We start from the raw sequence: 19,945 nt of genomic DNA, 5'->3' as shown, positions 1-19,945 counted from the left end.
ACACACAAGGGAGTGCGGTTTCCGGCAGGTCTTTTGACCTGAGAGGGCGCAGAAAGTGGCGCGCAGTAGAGTGATGAGACATATCGTTCATGCGTCAACTCCGAGCTGCATCGCGAGGTCCCGCGCGGCCTCAAGCTGTGTCAGACCGCGAAAATACGCGTAGAAGGAAATGATGTCCTTGCCATAGTAGCCGCGTTCGCGATCATTCCAGCTTCCCGTGTGAAGATCGATGATGAGATTGCTGGGGCTAAGATCACCACACTTGGGGTTCGGAACGATCAGGTGATCACCGGACCTACGCGCCCCGGGGACCCATGCCCGTACGAGACGCTCGATGCGCCAAGCCGACGCCCCTTTCACCTCATCGAAAATATTACTCTCCCACGGCCGGGGCTTGAATTTCTGTGTCAGTTTCTGTTTCGGCCTCTGGCCTTTTGTCATATCGTGCATATGGCACTCCGTCATTTTTCCGCTCGTATGAGCGACCTCGGTTCAGAAATGAGACGATGTCGGAGTGATTGCGCGGTGGATTGAGATTTGGACATTGATATCCGCCGCGCCACACACCGACCGTCTCGGCGTGGCTACAATGTCCACGTAATCCGCAAAGCTTTCAATTCAGCGGGCTCTGGAATATGTGGATAACCCACGGATTTCTTGGGAAATAAATTGTCAGATCATTGATACAAAAGAACTTTCAAGCGCACGCGAATTAACGCACACGTCAGCGAAGCTGTCTGAACCCGTTCCCGTGTTCCCCCTGTTCCCAGTAATTCAAAGAATAAGTATGGGCGTGAGGCGAAGCACCGCCCCTACCCCGCCGCTTTCGATATCTTCGGCACTATCCTCGCGCGAACGTGGGAACATGGGAACGAACAGGTCAAGATCGGCAAATCCCGTGCATTTTGCGACGCGTATTGGAAGTGACCATGGTTGTTTTCGGGTCCATACCCGCCCGAAACGCGAATGCGGTGACCAATTTTAGCCGGCTGCGGTGTTCCCTAAACACGGCCTCGGTCGGGCTCGATTTTCCGCTCAACTTTCCTGAGCTGCGTGAAGATAAAATCGATAAACTTCTCGATCTCGAAGCAGCGGCGCAAGTGTCCGTCGTCATATAAAGTTGGACTTCAGATCGGTTTAAGCATTGGAGGCTCTGGCTCGTTTGTGTGATGGATTATGCGGCTTGTTTTTCGTGATGCAAGTGGCGGTGTCGGATTGTCTACTTTTTGATCTTCTTCCTTTCTCTCAGGATGCCCTTGTCGCGCCCAAAGTAGACGTCAGCAGGTGTGACGTTGTTTAGGCTCTCATGGTAACGTTGGTTGTTGTGGTAATCGACGACTGTGCCGATCTAGCGTTCAAGATCGCCGAGTAGGTAGTAGTTTTCGAGCAGCACGCGGTTTTTCATAGTCTGATGCCAATGTTCGATCTTGCCTTGAGTTTGTGGGTGGAACGGTGCGCCGCGCACATGCGTCATGCTTTGCCCCTCGAGCCATTCGTCCAGATCGCTAGAGATATAGCAGGAGCCATTGTCGCTGAGTAGCCGCGGCTTGTGACGCACAACAGCTTGATCGCAACCAGACGCAACCAATGCCAGTTTGATCGTATCCGTTACGTCCGCAGTGCGCATGGTCGTGCAGAACTTCCAGGCGATGATGTAGCGACTGTAATCGTCCAGGATTGTGCTGAGATAATACCAGCTCCAGCCAATGATCTTGAAGTAGGTGAAGTCGGTCTGCCACATCTCGTTGATAGCTGTGGTTTTGTCCGTGAACTCGTCAGCAGCCTTGATCACCACATATACTGGTGTTGTGATCAGGTCAGCAGCATTTCAGAATGCGGTAAGCTGATGTTTCTGAAGCAAAATACTTCTTCTCATCCGTGTATTTGACCGCAAGCTCCCGTGTCGACAATGCCTCGTGCTCCAACGCAAACTCGATCAGATCATCGCGCCTGATGTCCAGGATACGGTTCCAGACAGATTTGGGACGTGAAGTTTGATCTGCCAATGCATCCAGGCCACCATCGACATAAAGGTCGTACAAGCGATAAAAAGTGCTGCGCGGAATACCCAACATATCAAGGGTCTGTTTGACTGGCAGATGTGAGCCTTCGCCGGTGCGGATGATCTCAAGCTTCTCGGGTGCTGGATACCTCATTCATTCGACCATTGCCCTCGGACAAATGGCGGACAAGGTCTCATTATCCCCCATTTCCTGTCATGCTTTTTTTGAACAGCTGGTTTGCAAGAGTCAGATCCGCCACGCATTCTCTCAATGCCAGCGACTCTGAACGCAGTTCCGTCACCTCTGGCGACGTCGCTTGACGCGCAGTGTCTCCAGAAAGTCGACGCTTGCCTGCTTCAGGAAATTCCTGGGACCAGCTGTAAAACAGGCTCTCAGAAATGCCCTCGCGACGGCAAAGAACAGCAATGCTCTCTTCGCCGCGCAAGCCTGCCAAGACAATGCAAATCTTCTCTTCCGATGAATAGGTTTGCCGCGTCTTGCGTCGGATGTTCTTAACCACCTTGTCGGCGGCATCTTTCGATGTGGTAGGCTTCTTCGTCATCTCGATCTCCTAATCGATAAGATGAACCAGAAATCTTCCCTTATTCAAATCCCCAAATCTGTCCAGCAGGGGCTGATGGACGGCGCAATCGGGTTTTGGGCCGCCTTGGAGAAGACCCACCCATGCACCCGTCAGCAACGCTGCTGGGTTCACAAGTCCGCCAATGTGCTGAACTACCTGCCCAAGCGGACCCAGCCAAAGGCCCAAAAGATGCTACATGACATTTGGCAGGCGGAAACCCGTGAGGATGCGCATGTGTCATTCGATTTGTTCATTGAAACCTTCGACGCGAAATATCCAAAGGCCGCCTGATGCGGGATCGTGACGAGCTGTTGAGCTTTCATGACTTCCCCGCCCAACACTGGCAGAGCATCCGCACATCGAACCCGATCGAAAGCGCCTTCGCCACAATCGGGCACCGAACAAAACGGACTAAGGGCCGCCTCAACAGAGACGGCATGCTTAATATGATGTTCAAACTCGGCCAAAGCACCGAGAAAGGCTGGCGCAAGCTGCGCGGCTTTGCCCATCTCGCCGACGTCATACAAGGCGTCGATTTCGTCAACGGCATCAAGCCATCAAACTAGGATCAGGCCGCCGCATGAAAAATCCTCGGACACCAGATTTGACAATAGCTCCCCGAGAGTCCGTACATATCTACAAGTGCCTAAGTTGTAATCACATAGAAGCAATAAGTCTGAAACTATTGCTATAGTCTTATCTATCGATTGCAGCACATGTGTTAGCGGGAGTAACTAGGCGCAAGAAAGTACTCTGAATGGAAGGGCGCGCATGATTATTCATCCCGCAAAACTACGAGGCGGCAGAGGGCCAGTTTCTGCGGCCCAGCATCGCGCCAGTTCTATTCCGAAAAATAGAGTAAATCCTCCTAGCAGGCATTCGCGACCTTGTTTCTTTCAAGGTCCCGTCCGATACCAACATTACTAAGCAAAAGATCGGCAAAATCGCAAAAGGCACGGCATAGGTAGTCTTACTCGACCATTTTGAACCACGATACGACGGAGACAACATCCAAATGAAGGCCACTCCGAGGAACCCCTCAACCGAGTTCGAAGATCGCGAAAAACGTACATTTGGTGACTTCAGCATTGATTGCGTGTCACGCAGCGAGCTAGTTGAGTGGTTCAGAAAGGATTTTGCACTTAATCTCACGAAGCCTCGTGTCGTTATGGATGTAAACGGTCACGGCCTTTCATTGGCGCGCACCGATCCAGACTTTAGGAACGACGTTTCTAAAGCTGACATTATCCACTGTGATGGTGGATTTCTCGTAACGTTATCGAAGCGGATGGCAGGGCCACAAATCCCGGAACGATCAGCAACAACGGATATGATCCATGACTTTGCTACTGAATTTGAAAAATCTGGGAACAGTTTTTTTCTTCTAGGAGCAACAGAACCAGTCAACTCCGCGTGCGAAGAAATCCTTAGAGCACAATATCCTAAAATGAAAATTGCTGGTAGAAGAAACGGATTTTTTGCCTCTGCGGAAGATGAGAACGAACTGATTTCTCAAATAAATCAGAGTGGCGCCGACGTAGTGTGGTTGGGAATGGGAAAGCCTTTAGAACAGCAGATGGCACTCCGTCTCAAAGAAAAGCTCAACTGCACTTGGATCATTACCTGTGGAGGATGCTTTAACTACCTAACTGGCCACTATCCGCGAGCGCCAAAATGGATGCAGGAATTCAATCTGGAGTGGCTGCACCGCCTCGCAACCAATCCTAGGCAACTTTTTTGGCGATACGTGACGACCAATCCCCACGCCTTGTGGATTGCCTTAAATAGCCCAAAGAAAACTTGCTAGATTTTCACACTCTCGCACAAGCAATCAATCAATGAGTCTGGATATGCACCTACCATTTTTTTCGGTTGTAATCCCGACATATAACCGCGCGTCAACAATCTACCCAGCTTTGCTATCGGTTCAGAACCAAACGTTCAAAGATTTTGAATGCATAGTTGTCGACGATGGCTCTACAGATCACTCCGAATTACTTCGGGTGGTAAGTGAGCTCAACGACCCTCGCTTCAAAGTGATCTGGCGCGAAAATGGCGGCGGCGGAGCAGCTAGAAATACCGGAATCGATGCTGCTGTTGGGCATTGGATAGCGTTTTTGGACAGCGACGATCAATTTTCAACGGAGAAACTGGAAGAGACCTATCGTGTCATAAACAATAGCACGCAAAAATCAGTGATCTGTTCATATATTGAGGTTGATCGAGGTGATGGAATAAAATTTATCAAGCCTCATCGCAGCCCTAAAGAAAATGAGAATATTGCTAAGTATCTCATGTCTGATCGAGGCTTCATTCAAACCTCGACCATGGCTGTTGAGAACGGATTTGCGAAACAGATCAAGTTTGACCCAGACCTGCCATTCTCTCAGGATACCGATTTTTGTGTCCGACTATGGGCAGCGGGCGCGAAGTTCAAAATGATCGAATATCCATTGGTATTTTGGAATGACATGCCATCAGCTGCACGTGTATCTAGCAACAAGAAGTCTGAAGCTCTGGAAACATGGCTAGAGAATATCCGCGAAACAGCGGGCGCCTCTGCCTATTGGGGATACAAAGGCTGGCACATTGCAAAATTGCTACGTAGAGACTCGTTCTGGCGCCCACTGAGCTTTTGGCTGGTAGCCGTACTTCGGGGAAGCTATTCCGTGAAACTAGCAGCTACAGTTTTCTTACAAGTTTTTTTGAGTGAACCAGCATATCGGAGCCTTTCCGACTTCCTAGTCAAAAAATTCCGAGCAAAAGTCTGACGCACTGCACAAAAAATTGCGTTGAAAGCGCGACATAGTTTCAGAGGACGTACCAAAACAATCATGAGCGAGCTGAAGAAAAGTGATTGGCTCCAAGCTTTTCGATACTAAGGCTAAATGAAACGCGCACTTTTCTATTCAAAGTGAAATGGTCACTTTTTTACGCATATCCCAATCAAAAGATGACGGTAGAGGGCAGGCCTAACATGGAACCTAGCTATGACCACTTGGATCAAAATTTTCAAAGGTACACCGATTTTGATCCGCTAGTTCCAGTCTGGAAAGTTTCGATTGGGACAAAGCCTACAATCCATCGTTTTTTCGACACTTCCCCGTTGAGCCCGTCGGGTAGATATCTTGCACTAACCGAATTTGAGACTGATAAACGCCCTCCAGAAATTGGAGAATCTGCGGAAGTCGTCGTAATTGACCTTAAATCTGGCGGAGTTGTGTTTAGACGCAAAACCTTTGGATGGGACACCCAACTCGGGGCACAAGTTCAGTGGGGAACGGATGACAGCTGCCTCTTGTTCAACGATATGGACACAATGACATGGACACCATACGGTGTCGTCGCCAACATCCAAAACGGTAGTGAACGTCATTTAGAATTCACAATCTATATGGCGTCTCATGATGGTCGTGAAGCACTTTCACCTTGCCTTCGGCGTATTGCGAACACTCAACCTGGCTACGGCGTCAATGTGCCACCAGAGTTCAGGCCTGAATTTAAGGGCGCGAGTACCGAAGATGGCGTATACAGGATCGACTTAGAAACTGGTGCCGCACGGCTGTGGCTTAGTGTTTCCGAAATTTTGGAGAAGCTGCCAGATCATTTCACTAATGAGGAAGCTAAATCTGGAGACTTCTACGTATTTCACGTTAAATGGTCGCCCGATGATACATTGGTCATGATTGTTCTACGTCGCAGACTGGCGAATGGAAAACAAAAAACTTGGTTGATATGTGCCGATCGTGACGGAAAAAATATGTACCTTACCTTAGGTCCTGAACAATGGTTGGGCGGGCACCATCCAAACTGGTGCCCAAATAGCAAAGACATAATCATGAACGTTGTGCTTCCTTTTAGGCGAGGCCTCATGAACAATCTTACGGCAACGGCAATAAAGATTTTGCATCGAGCAGGATTCAAACTTTTAAGTTCGCCGTTCTCGTTGAGATTCGTAAAGTTTCGATATGATGGAAGTAACTTCACTCAATTGAGTGAAACCTTTTTAGGCTCCGGTCACCCAACTTGGAACTCAAAGAAGAATGCTATTCTCACCGACGCCTATCCTCATGAGCCCATGTGTGAAGGGGATGGTTCGGTTCCTATTCGATGGATAACTAACAACGGTGAAGAAGAGGCATGTCTAGTCCGCATGCCTGTAACCACGGAATATGTTGGACCACAGGCAAGTTGGCGAGTTGATCCACACCCTGCCTGGGATCGAACACAGAGTTTTGTAGTCATCAATGGTGCGCCCAACGGTCAACGATCAGTTTTCCTACTCGACATGACCAAAATTTCCGAGAACTCATGAATGCATAAAGCATGCCATTGAAGCGCTCCTTTCTGAAAGATTAAACAATGTCGGAAAAAAAGTCTTTGCTTCGAAAGCTCATATCAACCGCAGCAGGTAGCGGGGTCATAAAGATCTTTGGTACTGGACTGGCATTTCTGCTTTTTTCTCTATTCGCAAGACTTTTAGAGCAAGATGAGTACGGCATTCTGGCAGTCGGCTTCTCGACGGCACTACTTCTAGGCACCATAACTTCACTTGGACAGGATTCCGCTGTTTTGCGCTTCTGGCCCTCAACAGAAGAAACTCTGGGCAGAGAAGCCGCAAACAAGGTGCTATTGTATTCCCTAAAGTTGGTCGGATCCTCATGTACAACGCTGTTATTTTTAGCGGTTCTCTTTTCGCTCTTCAACATTTCTCCACCAGGTATCAAATTTGACGGAACAGCTCTATTGGCTGTTGGTGTACTTGCATGCTGCTATGCACTCGCCAACTTTGCGTCCGCCGCGCTGAGAGCACAAGGATCAGTTTATTGGGCCCTTATCCCAATGGATATGGCTTGGCGCGTAATCACATTGGTTTCCGCATACTCTCTTGGTATCAAAACTGGACAAACTGCAACTTGGATGGCGGCCTTGGTGCTTCTCCTTGTAATCGTGCCGCAATATAAGTTGCTACTTGGTACACTGATGAAAGAGAGTTCAAGAGCTGGCGACGCCGCAAAAATTACGGGCACGGTCAGCAAAATCAGAAAGGCAACTATTGGCCTCTGGGGAATAGCAATTGCAAATTCCGTTGGTCAAAACGCCGCAACGATTGCGGTTGGCGCGACACTTGGTCCCGCAGAAGCTGGCGGCTTCTTCGCTGCCACAAGATTGAGCCAGCTTATGACAATATTTCTTGTCGCTATCAACCAGGCTTTTGGACCAATGCTGTCTCGCAGCTGGCATTCAGGACGAGCCGGTGAGGCACGCACATTGTATCTTGGCGCAACTATATTCAGCTTCTTAGGCGCACTTTCCATCTTCATAGTTTTTTTAGTTTGGGGACAACATTTTTTGTCTTTATTTGGCGATACTTACACAAAATTTAAACCCATTTTAGTCATTTTGTCTCTAGGACAGCTCGTAAACACGGCGTGCGGGCCTAACAGGGCTTTCCTCATGATGATAGGGCGAGAACGAGCACTCTTCATATTGGTATTCTTAACTTCTTTGGCTTTGCCAATTTTTCTCCCCATTTCAACGAAAATATATGGATCTATGGGTGCTGCGATGTTGGTAAGTTCTTTGCTCGCAATTCTAAATTTAGCGGCAGTAGGGCTACTTTATAAAGCGGGCTTTAAGACCCCTATCAAACCCAAACAGAACAGATAAGGGAACCAAGATGACAAACTTACCCAACCTTTTTGTAATTGGCGCAATGAAAAGTGCGACAACATCACTCTGCACCTATCTCGGACAACACCCAGAAATTTTCATGTCACTTGAGAAAGAACCATTCTATTTTGTCGAGGGTAGAGAATTTTTGACAGACAAAACCAGCCTACCCATTCGCCCCGACAAGAAATTGCAGCCAAGCAATATGGGTAGCGGAGAATACACATCTCGCGAAAAGTACTTATCACTTTTCGCCGCGGGCAATACCCACAAGTATCGCGCTGAAGGCACTCCATTATATCTTCCAGATCCCAAAGCGGCTGAACGAATTTACAGCGTGTCACCAAATGCAAAACTTGTAGCCGTACTGCGAAATCCTATCGCACGAGCCTATTCTGCATATACGTTTCAAAAGTCATTCAATAGGGAGCCTGCAGACAGTTTCGGAGAGGCCTTGAAATCAGAAATTTCAGGTGAACGAGACAATTGGTGGTATGGCTGGCGGTATTTCCATACAGGGCAATACGCACAGCAAATTCGACGCTTTCAGGAAGTGTTCGGTGCAGATAGCCTCCTAGTCCTAAAACATGAAGACCTTCGCGATCAACCGGCGGAAACACTTCGTCGCGTTTTCACATTTTTAGACATCGATCCCTCTCCAACTATCAACTTCAATCGCGCTTCAAATGTTACTAAAATTCGGTCGCCGTTCGTAACCTGGTCCTATGTGAATTTATATAGTGAAAACCCCCTCAAAAACGCTCTTAAAACTGTCTTGCCCTTGTCATTCAGGAAATCCTTACACAAGAAGATTAGAAATCTCGTTGAGAGCATTGGAAGCTCACCCGCCCCGATGAGAGAACAAGATCGAAAGCTATTACAAGAACTCTACACTCCAGAAATAAGTGAAATCGAAGAGCTACTCGGCTGGGACCCCACAGGATGGCATTGATAGACATAAATTCCAAGCCACAACATGACTGGCGCGCGGACAGAAGGTCAACTAAGATTTCATTGAGTGCATTGTCGTATGCAACTGTGAATTCTGTTTTCACAATTTATGTTTTCTTGGAATTACGCATGTGGTTCTGGGGTTCCGAGAGTACGCTCGGAACATTCATACCGCCCGCAAACATGGCAGCGTACCAAGGCGGAAAACTGATTTCCATCTTGGCTATCGTGACTGTAGCCATCATTCTGAAATCTGGGCAAATTCTATCTCAGTCAGTTAGCATCATAATGCTTCTTTTATGGTGTGGTCTTTCAATACTTTGGTCACCTGCACCAATAGATGGAATAATCCAGTACGTGCTAATTCTTGTACCCGTGTTTTTTGCCGCCACCACAGCCCGCCTATTTGAAGCTGAGCAACAAATCCATCTGCTGGCGAAGATCTTAGCATTAGCTATGGTTTTCAATATAGCTTTCACCACAATTGTACCTTCTATCGGTATCATGAGTGACTACCATGATGGACGCCTCCGCGGACTTATGATGCATAAAAATCATTTTGGCGCTTATTCTAGTTTCGCGTTTTGTTACTTCTGGCAAACCTACAAAATATTTGGCATCGGCAAATACCTATTTCTAGCACTTTTTGCCATTGCATGCGTTGCCTTCAGTGGCTCTGCTTCAGCAATCGTAATGCTTGTACTAGCAATAACAATACAATTGTTGGCGACAGCAGTCGCCAAATTCTCTACAGCCGACCGAAAACCAATAATTGTCGTGCTTCTAGTCATTTTACCTATTGCACTTTGGGTGACAAACATCTTTCGCGACGATATTCTTCTGCTTCTTGGCCGAGATCCAACTCTTACGCAACGTTCAGGAATTTGGGCCGTGGTCTTGGATTACCTGAGATCAAATCCTTTCACTGTATGGTTTGGCGAGGGCCCCAGCGGTGCAAATGGCAATGCCGAACTAATTCGGTTAATGCAAAGTCTCTCGGGTTATAGCCAAGTAACTTCGACGCATAGCTCATATTTCGATATTGTCATCAGCTTCGGTATAATTGGCCTCACACTCTTCACCTATCTTGTTGCCAAAACACTCATTTTGGCAATCAGCGTATTGGCTACAACAAAGGATAATATAATACTGCATTGCTGCACACTTTGCATTCAGCTGATTATTCTCTTTCTTTCACGCAACTTCGTAACGAGCGAAGCTGGGCTTTCTGGTAGTTTCCCGTTCCTAATTTTTGTTTGTGCGTATTTCACTTTGAAATCGATAACAGATCAAAGAGCTGGTTGAATTGCCCCCAGTTTGCCGGGGACCTATAGTAACCGCCTCATTGGCACCGCCTTCTTGGTGATCAGATAAGATCTTAAGCTCTGTCGGTATTGACCGTAACCGCCTCATTGATACCGCGGGTTATGCTGCTTGAGTGTCAGCTCTCGAGGCGTGAGGCTGAGCTACTCCCCATTTGTTGGACAGGATCTGGCGTAAATTAAGCTACTCTTTGCTCCTGCTGATCGGGTTGTGTTCTGTCATTTCTCAGCCAATAGACTGAGCTACCCAAAGTGTCCCCGGTTAGGGCTAGATTTTCCGCATATTGATCACACAGACGGGCTGGATGCGTCTGGCAATTTCATCAGCGATGCTGGGACGTTATTCCCAATCGCGCTGTGCGGTCGTTCTTCGTTGTAGTCTCTGCGCCAAGTCTCCAACTTTTCGGCGGTATCTTCAAGCCCCATGAACCAGTGAGCGTTCAGACACTCCTAGCGGAATTTGCCGTTGAACGCTTCGATGTAGGCATTATCGGTGGGTTTTCCGGGACGTGAGAAGTCGAGCGTGACGTTTCTTTGATAGGCCCACAACTCCATGTCGCGGGAGATAGACACGCTGCCATTATCGACTCGTATCGTCTTGGGGTATCCTGTTTGGCGTCAAGCACGATCTAGCGTTTTGACAACATCTTCGCCCTTGTAGCTGAACTTGGCGTCAAGCACCGGCACATAACGTGAGAAAGTGTCCACAACCGTGAGAATGCGGATCTTGCGACCCGTAGCCAACTGATCATGCACAAAATCCATCGCCCAGACATCGTTAGGGCCAACAGCATCTTTGCGGTCTTCGCGCAACTTTGCCTTCACGCGTCGCTTCGGTGTCTTGTTCCGCAATTGCATGCCTAACTCCTTGTAAATGCGATACGTCTTCTTGGCATTGATCTCCCAGCCCTCACGACGCAGCAGGACATGTACGCGCCGGTAACCAAACCGGACACGCGTCTGACAAATCTCTTTTATCCGCTGTTCGATCGCGGCCTGGTCGAGCCGACGAGACTTGTACCGATAGGTGCGCGGATCGAACTGGATCAGAGCACACGCTCTCCGGGTCGACACACGCCAATCAGATCTGATCTCATCAACCAGCGTTCTTCTTCGAGCAGGCCTTAGAGCTTTCGTTTCAGAACGTCCTGCAGCATTTCTTTGTCCAATGCCAAATCAGCGACGATCTTCTTAAGTCGGGAATTCTCGTCTTCGAGCTCACGCAGCCGTTTCATATCTGTGGGCAACATGCCTGCATACTTCTTCTTCCAGTTGAAGTACGTAGCTTGGCTGATGCCAGCCTTACGGCAGATCTCAGCAACCGTTGCGCCTTCTTCACCCTGCTTAATGATGAACGCCTTCTGCGCGTCCGTGAACTTCGATGCTTTCATGCGTTTCCGCTCCTATTCCAGCTCAGGAAAAATCTAGCGGAAAACTCTAACCAAAAACGAGGACGTTTTTAGGGATCACAGCAATCCACCGCGCCCCCGGCTTTCGCCTCAGCGTGCAAATAATGTCCGTGCAACACGCCAAATTTTCAATTCAGCGGGCGCTGGAATATGTGGATAACCCACGGATTTTTTAGGAAATAAATTATCACACCTCTGATATCAAAGGGCTTTTGAGCACAAACAAAACAACACAAAAACCAGCGAAGCCGCAGGAACCCGTTCCCGTGTTCCACTGTTCCCGTCAAATCAATGTATGAATATGGTCGCGACGCGAAGCCCCGCCCCTACCCCGCCGTCTTCCATATCTTCGGCACTATCCTCGCGGGAACGTGGGAACGAACAGGTCAAGAACGACTAGGACCGCTCCGATCTGCACATGCTCGAAGAGCGCAGAAAGGCTACGATCTGTTGCCTGCCGAAAACGGGTATTTCGGGAACATCCAGTTGATCTCTTTCATCGTTGCGAGCGTGTCGGAATTGACCCCGACCAGCGCGTAATGGAACGAGGAACGGCTGAATCGCACCAACTTGCATTGTCGACTATGTTCACCTTGGGATGATCACGCTGGACAAAAACGTTGTTTTCTCCGGGCTCAACTCGTGAGCCCGAAAAAATCTTTCTCGATCACCAAGCTCCCGATTTTCGCATGCCGATCTCTAACTTCTGACACGGACGGGCCGCTCTGCTTTTTGCCAAAAACTCATCCCGCCAGCATCCTGTCCACACGCAGCAGGCTGATCGCGGCAGACAGGAAAGGCTAACGGATGAACTGATCGACATAATCCGCGCCGAGACCGACGGCCTCGTAATGCGCTCGGCACATGTCGATCTTGGTAAACACGTCCTCGAAGCCCGTCTGCTTGCCCCAAGGGTCAACGTAACACATCACGCCGTTCACCTGAAACAGGGTCATCATTTCGGGCACGTCATCAGGCACGACGAGGGTGTGGGTCTCACCAGGAGGCTCATAAACATAGCCTCCCTCTTCCGCCGTCCAGCCGTGTTCGAGATAGTGCCAGCGCCCCTTGAGGACATACCCATGCACGGGCTGCGGGTGACGGTGACGGCTGAGAACGCCGCCTTTTGTGACCTTGAGTACGTTGACCCAATAGCCTTGCGAGACATTGAGGCACAGCGGGCGGAAATAGACATTCTCCGCCTGCGGCACCCAGACACGCTCATCCTGCGGAACGGCGTGAGGGATGACGATATCCTCCCCTGCGTCTTTCGGCATTTCGAGTTGGTAGGGCATTCTTTTTTCGTCATCGGTCTGTGTCATGGTACCACCTCACATAACGCCATATGTTTCGAGTGCGTCGACGGCGGACATGCCCTTGCGGATTGCCTCGCCAACCGTGTTTTCCGTTTCGGCCTTCTCCAACGCGCGATGGATGACTTCTTCTTCGGCCTCTTTCGGGATGATCAAAACGCCCTCACGGTCGCCATAGATCAACGTGCCTGTTTCGATGCGAATGCCGTCAATCTCGATGGCGGTTCGGAAGTCGATGACCTTGCCACGCACACCCTGATCCTGCGCATAAACGCCGCGGCAGAAGGTCGGGAATCCTTGGCTTTCGATGCCGTCCGCGTCGCGCACATAGCCGTTGAGCACAGCTCCCGCCGCCTTGAGATGGCGCGCGCGCGTGGTCATCAACTCGCCCCACAACGCGTAGCGCAGCGAAGAGCCAGTGGCGACATAGACCTCACCCGCCTTGAGGTCGTCGAGCGCTTCCAGCATGAGGCCGAAAGGCTTGTTCGACAATGGTCCGCGGGAGTCCTCATCTCCGTCATCAAAGATATCGGCTTCCAACACCGGCATCGCACGCCCAGCCATCTTGCTGGTCTGTTGCAGAGGCGAAATGCCAGCGGGCAGGAACTGCTTGCGCAGGCCCATAACGTCCATCACATCACCGATCACGGCTGTGAACAGTTTCTCACGCATCAGGGCAAAAAGCGCCTCGTCACTATCGTAGAGTTTGCTCATCGTCTTTTCCTTATGTTCTTAAGCTGCGGCGTATCCGCCATCGACTGGTAGAATTGCTCCGGTCACGAACCCTGCAGCCGAAGACGCAAGGAACATGGCGGGACCAACAAGATCTTCGGGCCGCCCCCAGCGACCCATTGGGGTCCGTCCGAGGATCGTGGCGGACCGTTCGGGGTTTTGGCCCAGGGCTTCGGTCAGAGGCGTGGAAATCCATCCTGGGGCAAGCGCATTGACGCGAATGCCATCTCCCGCCCATGCCAGAGCCAGCGACCGCGTGAGTTGTCCGATCCCGCCCTTGGAAGCGGCATAGGCGGGCGAAACGGCGGATCCGAAGTAGGTCAACATCGAGGCGGTGTTGATCACGCATCCCGACGCCGCCTTGAGCGCGTCATGCGCGGCGGTGCAGCAGCGCTGCGACCCGTTGAGATTGATGTCCACCACATCGGCAAACCCGTCGTGAGTAAACTCCGCCCCGCCGCGCCGAATGACGCCCGCGCAATTGACCAGCACATCAAGCCGCTCCATCGGTGCGAAAAACGCGGTAACTGCATCGCTATCCCTGACATCCAACACTGCCTGCGCCATTCCCTCGGGCAAATCGTCCACGGCTTCGTGGCCCGTCACGGTGACATCATCGCCCGCATCGAGAAACCCCGTCGCAATAGCGCGGCCAATGCCACTGGTGCCGCCGATAACCACTACTTTGCGCGTCATGTTGTCGTTGTCCTTGTGCGTTTTTTGAAACTCTGGCGAAGGGAGAGTGCGATCATCAGTGCCCAAATGAGCAACGTGATCGCGCCGAGCGTGCCCGCAATCGGACGCGCGAAGAATTCAAGCAGGTTACCGTCGGCCTTGATCACCGACTTCATGAAGTTCTCTTCAATCAGCGGCCCAAGGATCAGGGCGAGGATCATGGGCGCCAGCGGGAAATCGTTCTCCTCTAGAACGAAGGCCACAAGTCCGAGGATCAGCAGCACCCAGACATCAAACAGCGTGTTGTTGGCCGCGAACGCCCCGACGACGCAAAAGAGCAGGATGATCGGAAACAGAATATTCTGGCGCAATGAGAGCAGTTGGCGCGAGACCATGATAGCGCCCAACCCCAGCGGCAACATCAGCAGGTTGGCGAGGATGAACACAGCAAAAATCGCGTTCACCAGCCCCGTGTCCATGACAAAGACCATCGGTCCCGGGGTGATCCCCTTCATTAACAGAACGCCAATCAGGATGGCGGTAATCGTGTCGCCCGGAATGCCGAAAACAAGGCTGGGAACATAGGCCCCCGACAGGGCCGCGTTATTCGCGCTTGAAGCGCTGACGATCCCTTCGGGATGGCCCGTTCCGAATTTCTCTGGCGTGCGGGAAAATTTCTTGGACAGGGCAAAGGCAATCCACGAGGCGATATCCGCCCCCGCGCCAGGCAGGGCGCCGATGGCGCTGCCCATGATCGAGGAGCGCGCAACCCCGCCCTTGTAGGTCCACAGCGTGCCAAGCACGCCCGAGATAGCAGCACGCACCCGCAGGGGCGGCGTGGGCGGCAGATCGGAAGGGGCTGCGGATTTGCGCAAGATCTCGGTGATCGCAAACATTCCGATCAGCACGGGAATAATCGAAATCCCACCGATCAATTCGGTGTCCCCAAAAGTGAAGCGCCGAATGCCCATCACGACATCAATGCCAATGGTCGACAACATCAAACCCGCACAGAGCGCCAGCACACCTTTGACCCGCGGACCATTGCTGACAAGGATCGCGCTGGACAGGCCCAAAAGCGCGAGAAAGAAGTATTCGTAGCTAGAAAACCCCAGCGAGAACCGCGCGATTTGCGGCGCAGCCATGATCAGGATCGCCACCCCGACAAGCCCGCCGATGGTCGAACACATCAGGTTCACGCCAAGCGCCAACTCGACCTGTCCGTTCTGGCGCATTTTGTAGGCTTCGTCTGTATAGGCAGCCGAGGCTGGCGTGCCCGGAATGCGCAGCAAGGCCCCTGGAATATCGCCCGCGAAGATGGCCGTGGTAGTCGCCGCGACAATCGCTCCGATCGCGGGGATCGGGTCAAGGAAGAAGGTCAGCGGCACCAATAGTGCCGTGCCCATCGTTGCGGTCAATCCGGGGATCGAGCCGATCAACAGCCCGTAGGTCGCCGCCCCCACAATGATCAGAAATACACTTGGTTGCAGGACTTGCGCGAAGCCCGCCAGAAGAGATCCGTCCATCAGTAAATCACCTCAGTGAGCAGTCCCAAAGGCAGCGGCACCATCAGGAGTTTCGCAAACAGCAGCCAGATGGCCCCCGCCGTCACGAGTGCAATGGGCACCGCAAGTGCCACGCGTACCTGCATGATGCACAGCAGCGCAGTCAGGAGCACAGGAACGAGAAGCGGGAAGCCAATGGGTTTACTCAGGAATATGTAGAGCACCACGAAGGCAAGCATCGCCGCCATGCGTCCCGCGGCACCAGGCGTGCGGATCCATCCCGACAGCGTCATAAGCGGGGCCTGCGATCTCACCCCATTGAGAACCATCGCGCCGCCACATAGCACCATGACCGCCGCGATGATGCCCGGGAATGTCCCCGGCCCGTAGGGTTGGTTTGGAAGCGTGGGAAAGGTCCGCACCTGAAACAGCACCAATGCTGCGATCAGGATAAAAACCGTCCCGAGTATGGCGTCATTCAGTTTCATTTGCGGACCCCCAGAGGTTACTGGCTCAGGCCAAGCTTGCCGATGACATCGGCGTTGTTTGCCGTTGCCTCAGTCATGAACGCAGCGAAGTCCTCTGCCCCGAGCCAGCTCACTCCAAAGCCGCGATTGGCCATGAAGTCCTGAAACTCTTCGCTTTGGTAGACGTTGGACAGCGCCTCTTCGAGCGTCACGGTGATCTCACCGTCAAGCCCCTTGGGCCCCACGACCCCGCGCCACGTGCCGCCCACGGAGGCCGTGCCGACAGCCTCTTCAGCGGTTGGAACATCGGGATAGGCATCAAGACGCTCTGCCGAAAGCACGGCCAAGGTCTTCACCAGACCCGCATCGCGCATTGACGCCGCTTCAGGCAGGGAAGACGGGACGATGGAGACACCGCCAGCAACAAGCTCCTGAAAGCCGGGAGCGGCGCCTTGGCTGGGGACAACCACGATGTTGGTGGGATCGACGCCGTTCTGGTTGAGGAAGGAGGCAAAGGCGAGGTGATAGGCCGCGCCGACAGGGAAACCCGACGCCTTGTATTCACCTGGATTGGCCGCGATGTCCGCGAGTGCTTCCTTGGCATCACCCCATTCGCTATCGGCGCGCACGTTAAAGGCCGAGGCGTCGAAGTTCACAAGCCCGATGGCCGTCATGTCATCGGCGGAAATTTCCGATGTACCGATGGCGGCATAGGTGGTGATTTCTGCTGTGGCCAGACCGATGGTGTACCCGTCGGGATCGGCTTCGATCATCGCGGTGTGCCCGACGATGCCGCCCGCACCTGTGCGGTTCACAACATTTACAGGCGTGCCCAGTTCACCGCTCAGGCCTTCGGCGATCATACGACCGACGGCATCGGTGCCGCCGCCCGCAGACCATGGCACGATCAGGGTGATAGGACGTTCGGGGTAGTCGGCGAAGGCCGGTCCCGCCATAATGGCGAGTGCGGCAACGGTGGATGCAAGTGCGTTTCTTTTCATGGGTTATCTCCTCATTATCCATGATTTTCAGGTTGGGTCGTTGGTCGACCGACGCCCCCTATGGTGGGTCGTCGAAAAGGTTGCGCGTGGCGGCGTGCGCTTTTGCGAGCAGTTCCAGCGCCGCCGAATGCGCCGCATAGGGATCACGGTCTGCAATCGCCTCCATGACGAGGCGGTGGTTTTCGAGGTTGTCCTTGAGGTTGTGCGGCGCCTCGAAAAGACGCTGGAAGTTGAGACGCATCGCATAGGTGATCGAATGCGCCACGGATTTCAGGAACCTGTTCCCTGTGGCGTCCGCAACGGCGATGTGAAACGCCAGATCGGCCTCGAGACACTCAGGTAAAACCTGATGATCGATAAGCCGCTCTATGGTCTCGTACGCTGAGCGAATGGTCGCAATCTCCGCGTCGGTCGCGTTGCGCGCCGCCTCCTGCGCGGCGGCGGGTTCGATCACGAAACGCATCCGCACGAATTCTTCCATGAAGGTCGGGTCGTTGAGCAACTGGTCGGCGGACCATTCCAGAACATCCGGGTCGAGAACATTCCACGCCGAGCGTTGGCGAACAACGGTCCCTCGTCGCGGGGCAATTTCCACGAGGTTTTTTGCCGCGAGCAAGCGCATGGCTTCGCGCAGAGTATTGCGCGACGCATTGTACTGCTGCGCCAGCTCTGCCTCCAAGGGCAGCTTTTCTCCGACCGCGTAAGTGCCGTCGATAATGGCCTTGCCAATACCTTCGGCGACCTGAGCCGAGCCGGATTTCCAGCCTGTGCGTCCTGCGTCTGCCACAGCCCCTCCTCCCTTGGTCTGTTGGCGAATCCATTGGTAGGATGAATAGCGCGGCGTTTGCAATTGCGTCAATGCCGATCGACACTGGCATTTGAGGCGAAACTATAAGATCGACATTTATGTATTTGTTTTTGTGTAATTATTATCTTGCCGATAAATCTCTCCACAGGCACCAACCGCCCGCAAATCTCACCGCCACCCTAACCTTAACTCAAGCCAGATACCCCACTGTGACAGCCCCTCACAGGACCGAAAAACGACAGAATCACATCGTCCGATTCAGACCGCCCCCTAGGTTGAGCGCGCCCATAGTGACGCGCAGCGGCGGGCTACGCACGCCCCCAATTTTGGCATCCACCCGCCCATGAAATCGATTTCAGGAATCTCTTGACTGAAAATGAAATCGATTTCAGACTGACAATCGCAAGAGATAATTCAACACGGGAGATAGCAATGCGTAGAACCACCATCACGACACTTGTGGCATTAAGCTTGAGCACGACGGCTGCTTGGGCCGAAGAGTTTACAATCGGGCTCTCAAACGGCTGGGTCGGCTCCGAATGGCGCACCCAGATGATCGAAGAAGCCGAACAGGCCGCCGAAGCGTGGGGCGCCGAGGGCGTGACCGTCAAAACCGTTGTGCAAAGCGCGAACGTCGATGTTCCGGGCCAGATTGCGCACGTACGGAACTTCATCAATCAGGGCGTTGATGCCATTCTCATCAACCCGAACAGCCCGACCGCTTTCGACCCCGTGTTCGCACAGGCGAAAGAAGCCGGTATCCTTGTCATTGCCACCGATGCAGAGGTCTCCAGCCCTGACGCGATGTATGTGGGCATTGACCAGAAAGCATGGGCAAAAGCCTCTGCCGAGTGGCTCGCAAACACGCTGGACGGCGAGGGATCGGTCGTCGCAATCAACGGCGTCGCGGGGCACCCTGCCAATGAAATGCGCGTCGAAGGATATCAGGAAGTCTTTGCCGAATATGACGGCATCGAACTCGTCAACGAAGTGAATGCCAACTGGGATCAAGCGCAGGGCCAGCAAGCCATGCAGAACCTTCTGGCCACCTACCCCGACCTCAACGGCGTCTGGGTGCAAGATGGCATGGCCGCCGGCGCTTGGCGCGCCATTCAAGACGCGGGCCGCACCGACATCGCGGCAACAGGCGAGATCCGCAAGGACTTCATCGATCTCTGGTCGGAAAACAACCTCGAGTCTGGTGCTGCGGTGAACCCCCCCGGCGTCATGGCCTCCGCCCTCAACGTTGCGGTTTTGCTGTTGCAGGGCAAGGAACTGGCTGAACCTGCGGATGACGGCGTCTACGGCAATGCCCTCTATTTGCCGATCCCGTTCATTTCCAGCGAGAACCTGGACGAGGCCAAAGCACAACTCGACGGGAAAGCAGGCTACGTGTCCTACACGTCGTCGCTGTCCATCGACGATGCCAAGGCGCTCTTCAAGTAAGCTCGCCAGAACCTCCCAATCCTCCCAACCAAACCAAACGGCTGCGCCCCTGCGGGG

15 protein-coding genes and 3 pseudogenes are annotated in these 19,945 nt (G+C 52.4%); 8 read left to right on the top strand and 10 right to left on the bottom strand.

The window, feature by feature from the left end; translation table 11 throughout:
* Positions 1-87 precede the first annotated feature (87 nt).
* Both ACN0SC_RS05080 and ACN0SC_RS05075 read right to left on the bottom strand, forming a co-directional pair.
* A complete protein-coding gene (locus tag ACN0SC_RS05080) occupies positions 88-450 on the bottom strand; it encodes a hypothetical protein (RefSeq protein WP_417248590.1) in 363 nt (120 codons plus the stop codon).
* 769 nt (positions 451-1,219) lie between these two features.
* Positions 1,220-2,565: pseudogene (locus ACN0SC_RS05075) on the bottom strand (IS3 family transposase).
* 21 nt (positions 2,566-2,586) lie between these two features.
* Between ACN0SC_RS05075 and ACN0SC_RS05070 the strand changes: the two are divergent.
* From ACN0SC_RS05070 to ACN0SC_RS05040, 7 genes and pseudogenes are all read left to right on the top strand, one after another.
* Positions 2,587-3,152, top strand: a pseudogene (locus ACN0SC_RS05070) (transposase); the annotation flags it as partial.
* Positions 3,153-3,601: 449 nt separating this feature from the next.
* Entirely contained in the window at positions 3,602-4,393 is a 792-nt protein-coding gene (locus ACN0SC_RS05065) for a WecB/TagA/CpsF family glycosyltransferase (RefSeq protein WP_417248589.1), read from the top strand.
* Positions 4,394-4,424: 31 nt separating this feature from the next.
* Positions 4,425-5,357: a glycosyltransferase family 2 protein gene (locus ACN0SC_RS05060; protein ID WP_417248588.1), complete on the top strand. Its 933-nt coding sequence runs from the start codon at positions 4,425-4,427 to the stop codon at positions 5,355-5,357.
* A 206-nt stretch (positions 5,358-5,563) separates the two neighbouring features.
* Positions 5,564-6,901, top strand: a complete 1,338-nt coding sequence (locus ACN0SC_RS05055; protein ID WP_417248587.1) for a hypothetical protein — start codon at positions 5,564-5,566, stop codon at positions 6,899-6,901.
* 47 nt (positions 6,902-6,948) lie between these two features.
* Positions 6,949-8,256: a lipopolysaccharide biosynthesis protein gene (locus ACN0SC_RS05050; RefSeq protein WP_417248586.1), complete on the top strand. Its 1,308-nt coding sequence runs from the start codon at positions 6,949-6,951 to the stop codon at positions 8,254-8,256.
* Between the two features lie 10 nt (positions 8,257-8,266).
* Positions 8,267-9,211: a sulfotransferase family protein gene (locus tag ACN0SC_RS05045; protein ID WP_417248585.1), complete on the top strand. Its 945-nt coding sequence runs from the start codon at positions 8,267-8,269 to the stop codon at positions 9,209-9,211.
* Complete coding sequence (locus tag ACN0SC_RS05040; RefSeq protein ID WP_417248584.1) at positions 9,202-10,515, top strand: O-antigen ligase family protein; 1,314 nt, start codon at positions 9,202-9,204, stop codon at positions 10,513-10,515. Before ACN0SC_RS05045 ends, ACN0SC_RS05040 begins: the two co-directional genes overlap by 10 nt.
* A 305-nt stretch (positions 10,516-10,820) precedes the next feature.
* Here the strand turns inward: ACN0SC_RS05040 and ACN0SC_RS05035 are convergent.
* From ACN0SC_RS05035 to ACN0SC_RS05000, 8 genes and pseudogenes are all read right to left on the bottom strand, one after another.
* A pseudogene (locus ACN0SC_RS05035) lies at positions 10,821-11,923 on the bottom strand (IS3 family transposase).
* Between the two features lie 818 nt (positions 11,924-12,741).
* A complete protein-coding gene (locus ACN0SC_RS05030; RefSeq protein WP_417248583.1) occupies positions 12,742-13,263 on the bottom strand; it encodes a 2,4'-dihydroxyacetophenone dioxygenase family protein in 522 nt (173 codons plus the stop codon).
* Between the two features lie 9 nt (positions 13,264-13,272).
* Positions 13,273-13,968, bottom strand: coding sequence for an RraA family protein (locus ACN0SC_RS05025; protein ID WP_417248582.1), 696 nt, complete (start codon positions 13,966-13,968; stop codon positions 13,273-13,275).
* 18 nt (positions 13,969-13,986) lie between these two features.
* A complete protein-coding gene (locus tag ACN0SC_RS05020) occupies positions 13,987-14,682 on the bottom strand; it encodes an SDR family NAD(P)-dependent oxidoreductase (protein WP_417248581.1) in 696 nt (231 codons plus the stop codon).
* A complete protein-coding gene (locus tag ACN0SC_RS05015; RefSeq protein ID WP_417248580.1) occupies positions 14,679-16,187 on the bottom strand; it encodes a tripartite tricarboxylate transporter permease in 1,509 nt (502 codons plus the stop codon). The genes ACN0SC_RS05020 and ACN0SC_RS05015 overlap by 4 nt, the downstream gene beginning before the upstream one ends.
* Positions 16,187-16,654, bottom strand: a complete 468-nt coding sequence (locus tag ACN0SC_RS05010; protein WP_417248579.1) for a tripartite tricarboxylate transporter TctB family protein — start codon at positions 16,652-16,654, stop codon at positions 16,187-16,189. Before ACN0SC_RS05010 ends, ACN0SC_RS05015 begins: the two co-directional genes overlap by 1 nt.
* 17 nt (positions 16,655-16,671) lie before the next feature.
* Complete coding sequence (locus ACN0SC_RS05005) at positions 16,672-17,634, bottom strand: Bug family tripartite tricarboxylate transporter substrate binding protein (protein WP_417248578.1); 963 nt, start codon at positions 17,632-17,634, stop codon at positions 16,672-16,674.
* 58 nt (positions 17,635-17,692) lie between these two features.
* Positions 17,693-18,421, bottom strand: a complete 729-nt coding sequence (locus tag ACN0SC_RS05000) for a FadR/GntR family transcriptional regulator (protein WP_417248577.1) — start codon at positions 18,419-18,421, stop codon at positions 17,693-17,695.
* Positions 18,422-18,874: 453 nt separating this feature from the next.
* On the opposite strand from ACN0SC_RS05000, the gene ACN0SC_RS04995 reads away from it, so the two are divergent.
* Positions 18,875-19,888 (top strand): substrate-binding domain-containing protein, encoded by a 1,014-nt coding sequence (locus ACN0SC_RS04995; RefSeq protein WP_417248576.1) that lies wholly within the window; start codon positions 18,875-18,877, stop codon positions 19,886-19,888.
* Positions 19,889-19,945 lie beyond the last annotated feature (57 nt).

Origin of the sequence: Celeribacter sp. (genome assembly GCF_048261515.1) — a bacterium.
Classification (GTDB): domain Bacteria; phylum Pseudomonadota; class Alphaproteobacteria; order Rhodobacterales; family Rhodobacteraceae; genus Celeribacter.
Note: the sequence above shows the minus strand (reverse complement) of the source record. Positions and strands in the feature narration are given on the sequence as shown.

Bases quoted from the DNA above. Each gene is read 5' to 3' on its own strand.
- ACN0SC_RS05050 (WP_417248586.1), top strand. From the start codon at position 6,949: ATGTCGGAAAAAAAGTCTTTGCTTCGAAAGCTCATATCAACCGCAGCA.
- ACN0SC_RS04995 (WP_417248576.1), top strand. From the start codon at position 18,875: ATGCGTAGAACCACCATCACGACACTTGTGGCATTAAGCTTGAGCACG.
- ACN0SC_RS05010 (WP_417248579.1), bottom strand. From the start codon at position 16,654: ATGAAACTGAATGACGCCATACTCGGGACGGTTTTTATCCTGATCGCA.
- ACN0SC_RS05055 (WP_417248587.1), top strand. From the start codon at position 5,564: ATGGAACCTAGCTATGACCACTTGGATCAAAATTTTCAAAGGTACACC.
- ACN0SC_RS05080 (WP_417248590.1), bottom strand. From the start codon at position 450: ATGCACGATATGACAAAAGGCCAGAGGCCGAAACAGAAACTGACACAG.
- ACN0SC_RS05025 (WP_417248582.1), bottom strand. From the start codon at position 13,968: ATGAGCAAACTCTACGATAGTGACGAGGCGCTTTTTGCCCTGATGCGT.
- ACN0SC_RS05030 (WP_417248583.1), bottom strand. From the start codon at position 13,263: ATGACACAGACCGATGACGAAAAAAGAATGCCCTACCAACTCGAAATG.
- ACN0SC_RS05045 (WP_417248585.1), top strand. From the start codon at position 8,267: ATGACAAACTTACCCAACCTTTTTGTAATTGGCGCAATGAAAAGTGCG.
- ACN0SC_RS05065 (WP_417248589.1), top strand. From the start codon at position 3,602: ATGAAGGCCACTCCGAGGAACCCCTCAACCGAGTTCGAAGATCGCGAA.
- ACN0SC_RS05060 (WP_417248588.1), top strand. From the start codon at position 4,425: ATGAGTCTGGATATGCACCTACCATTTTTTTCGGTTGTAATCCCGACA.
- ACN0SC_RS05020 (WP_417248581.1), bottom strand. From the start codon at position 14,682: ATGACGCGCAAAGTAGTGGTTATCGGCGGCACCAGTGGCATTGGCCGC.
- ACN0SC_RS05040 (WP_417248584.1), top strand. From the start codon at position 9,202: ATGGCATTGATAGACATAAATTCCAAGCCACAACATGACTGGCGCGCG.
- ACN0SC_RS05015 (WP_417248580.1), bottom strand. From the start codon at position 16,187: ATGGACGGATCTCTTCTGGCGGGCTTCGCGCAAGTCCTGCAACCAAGT.
- ACN0SC_RS05005 (WP_417248578.1), bottom strand. From the start codon at position 17,634: ATGAAAAGAAACGCACTTGCATCCACCGTTGCCGCACTCGCCATTATG.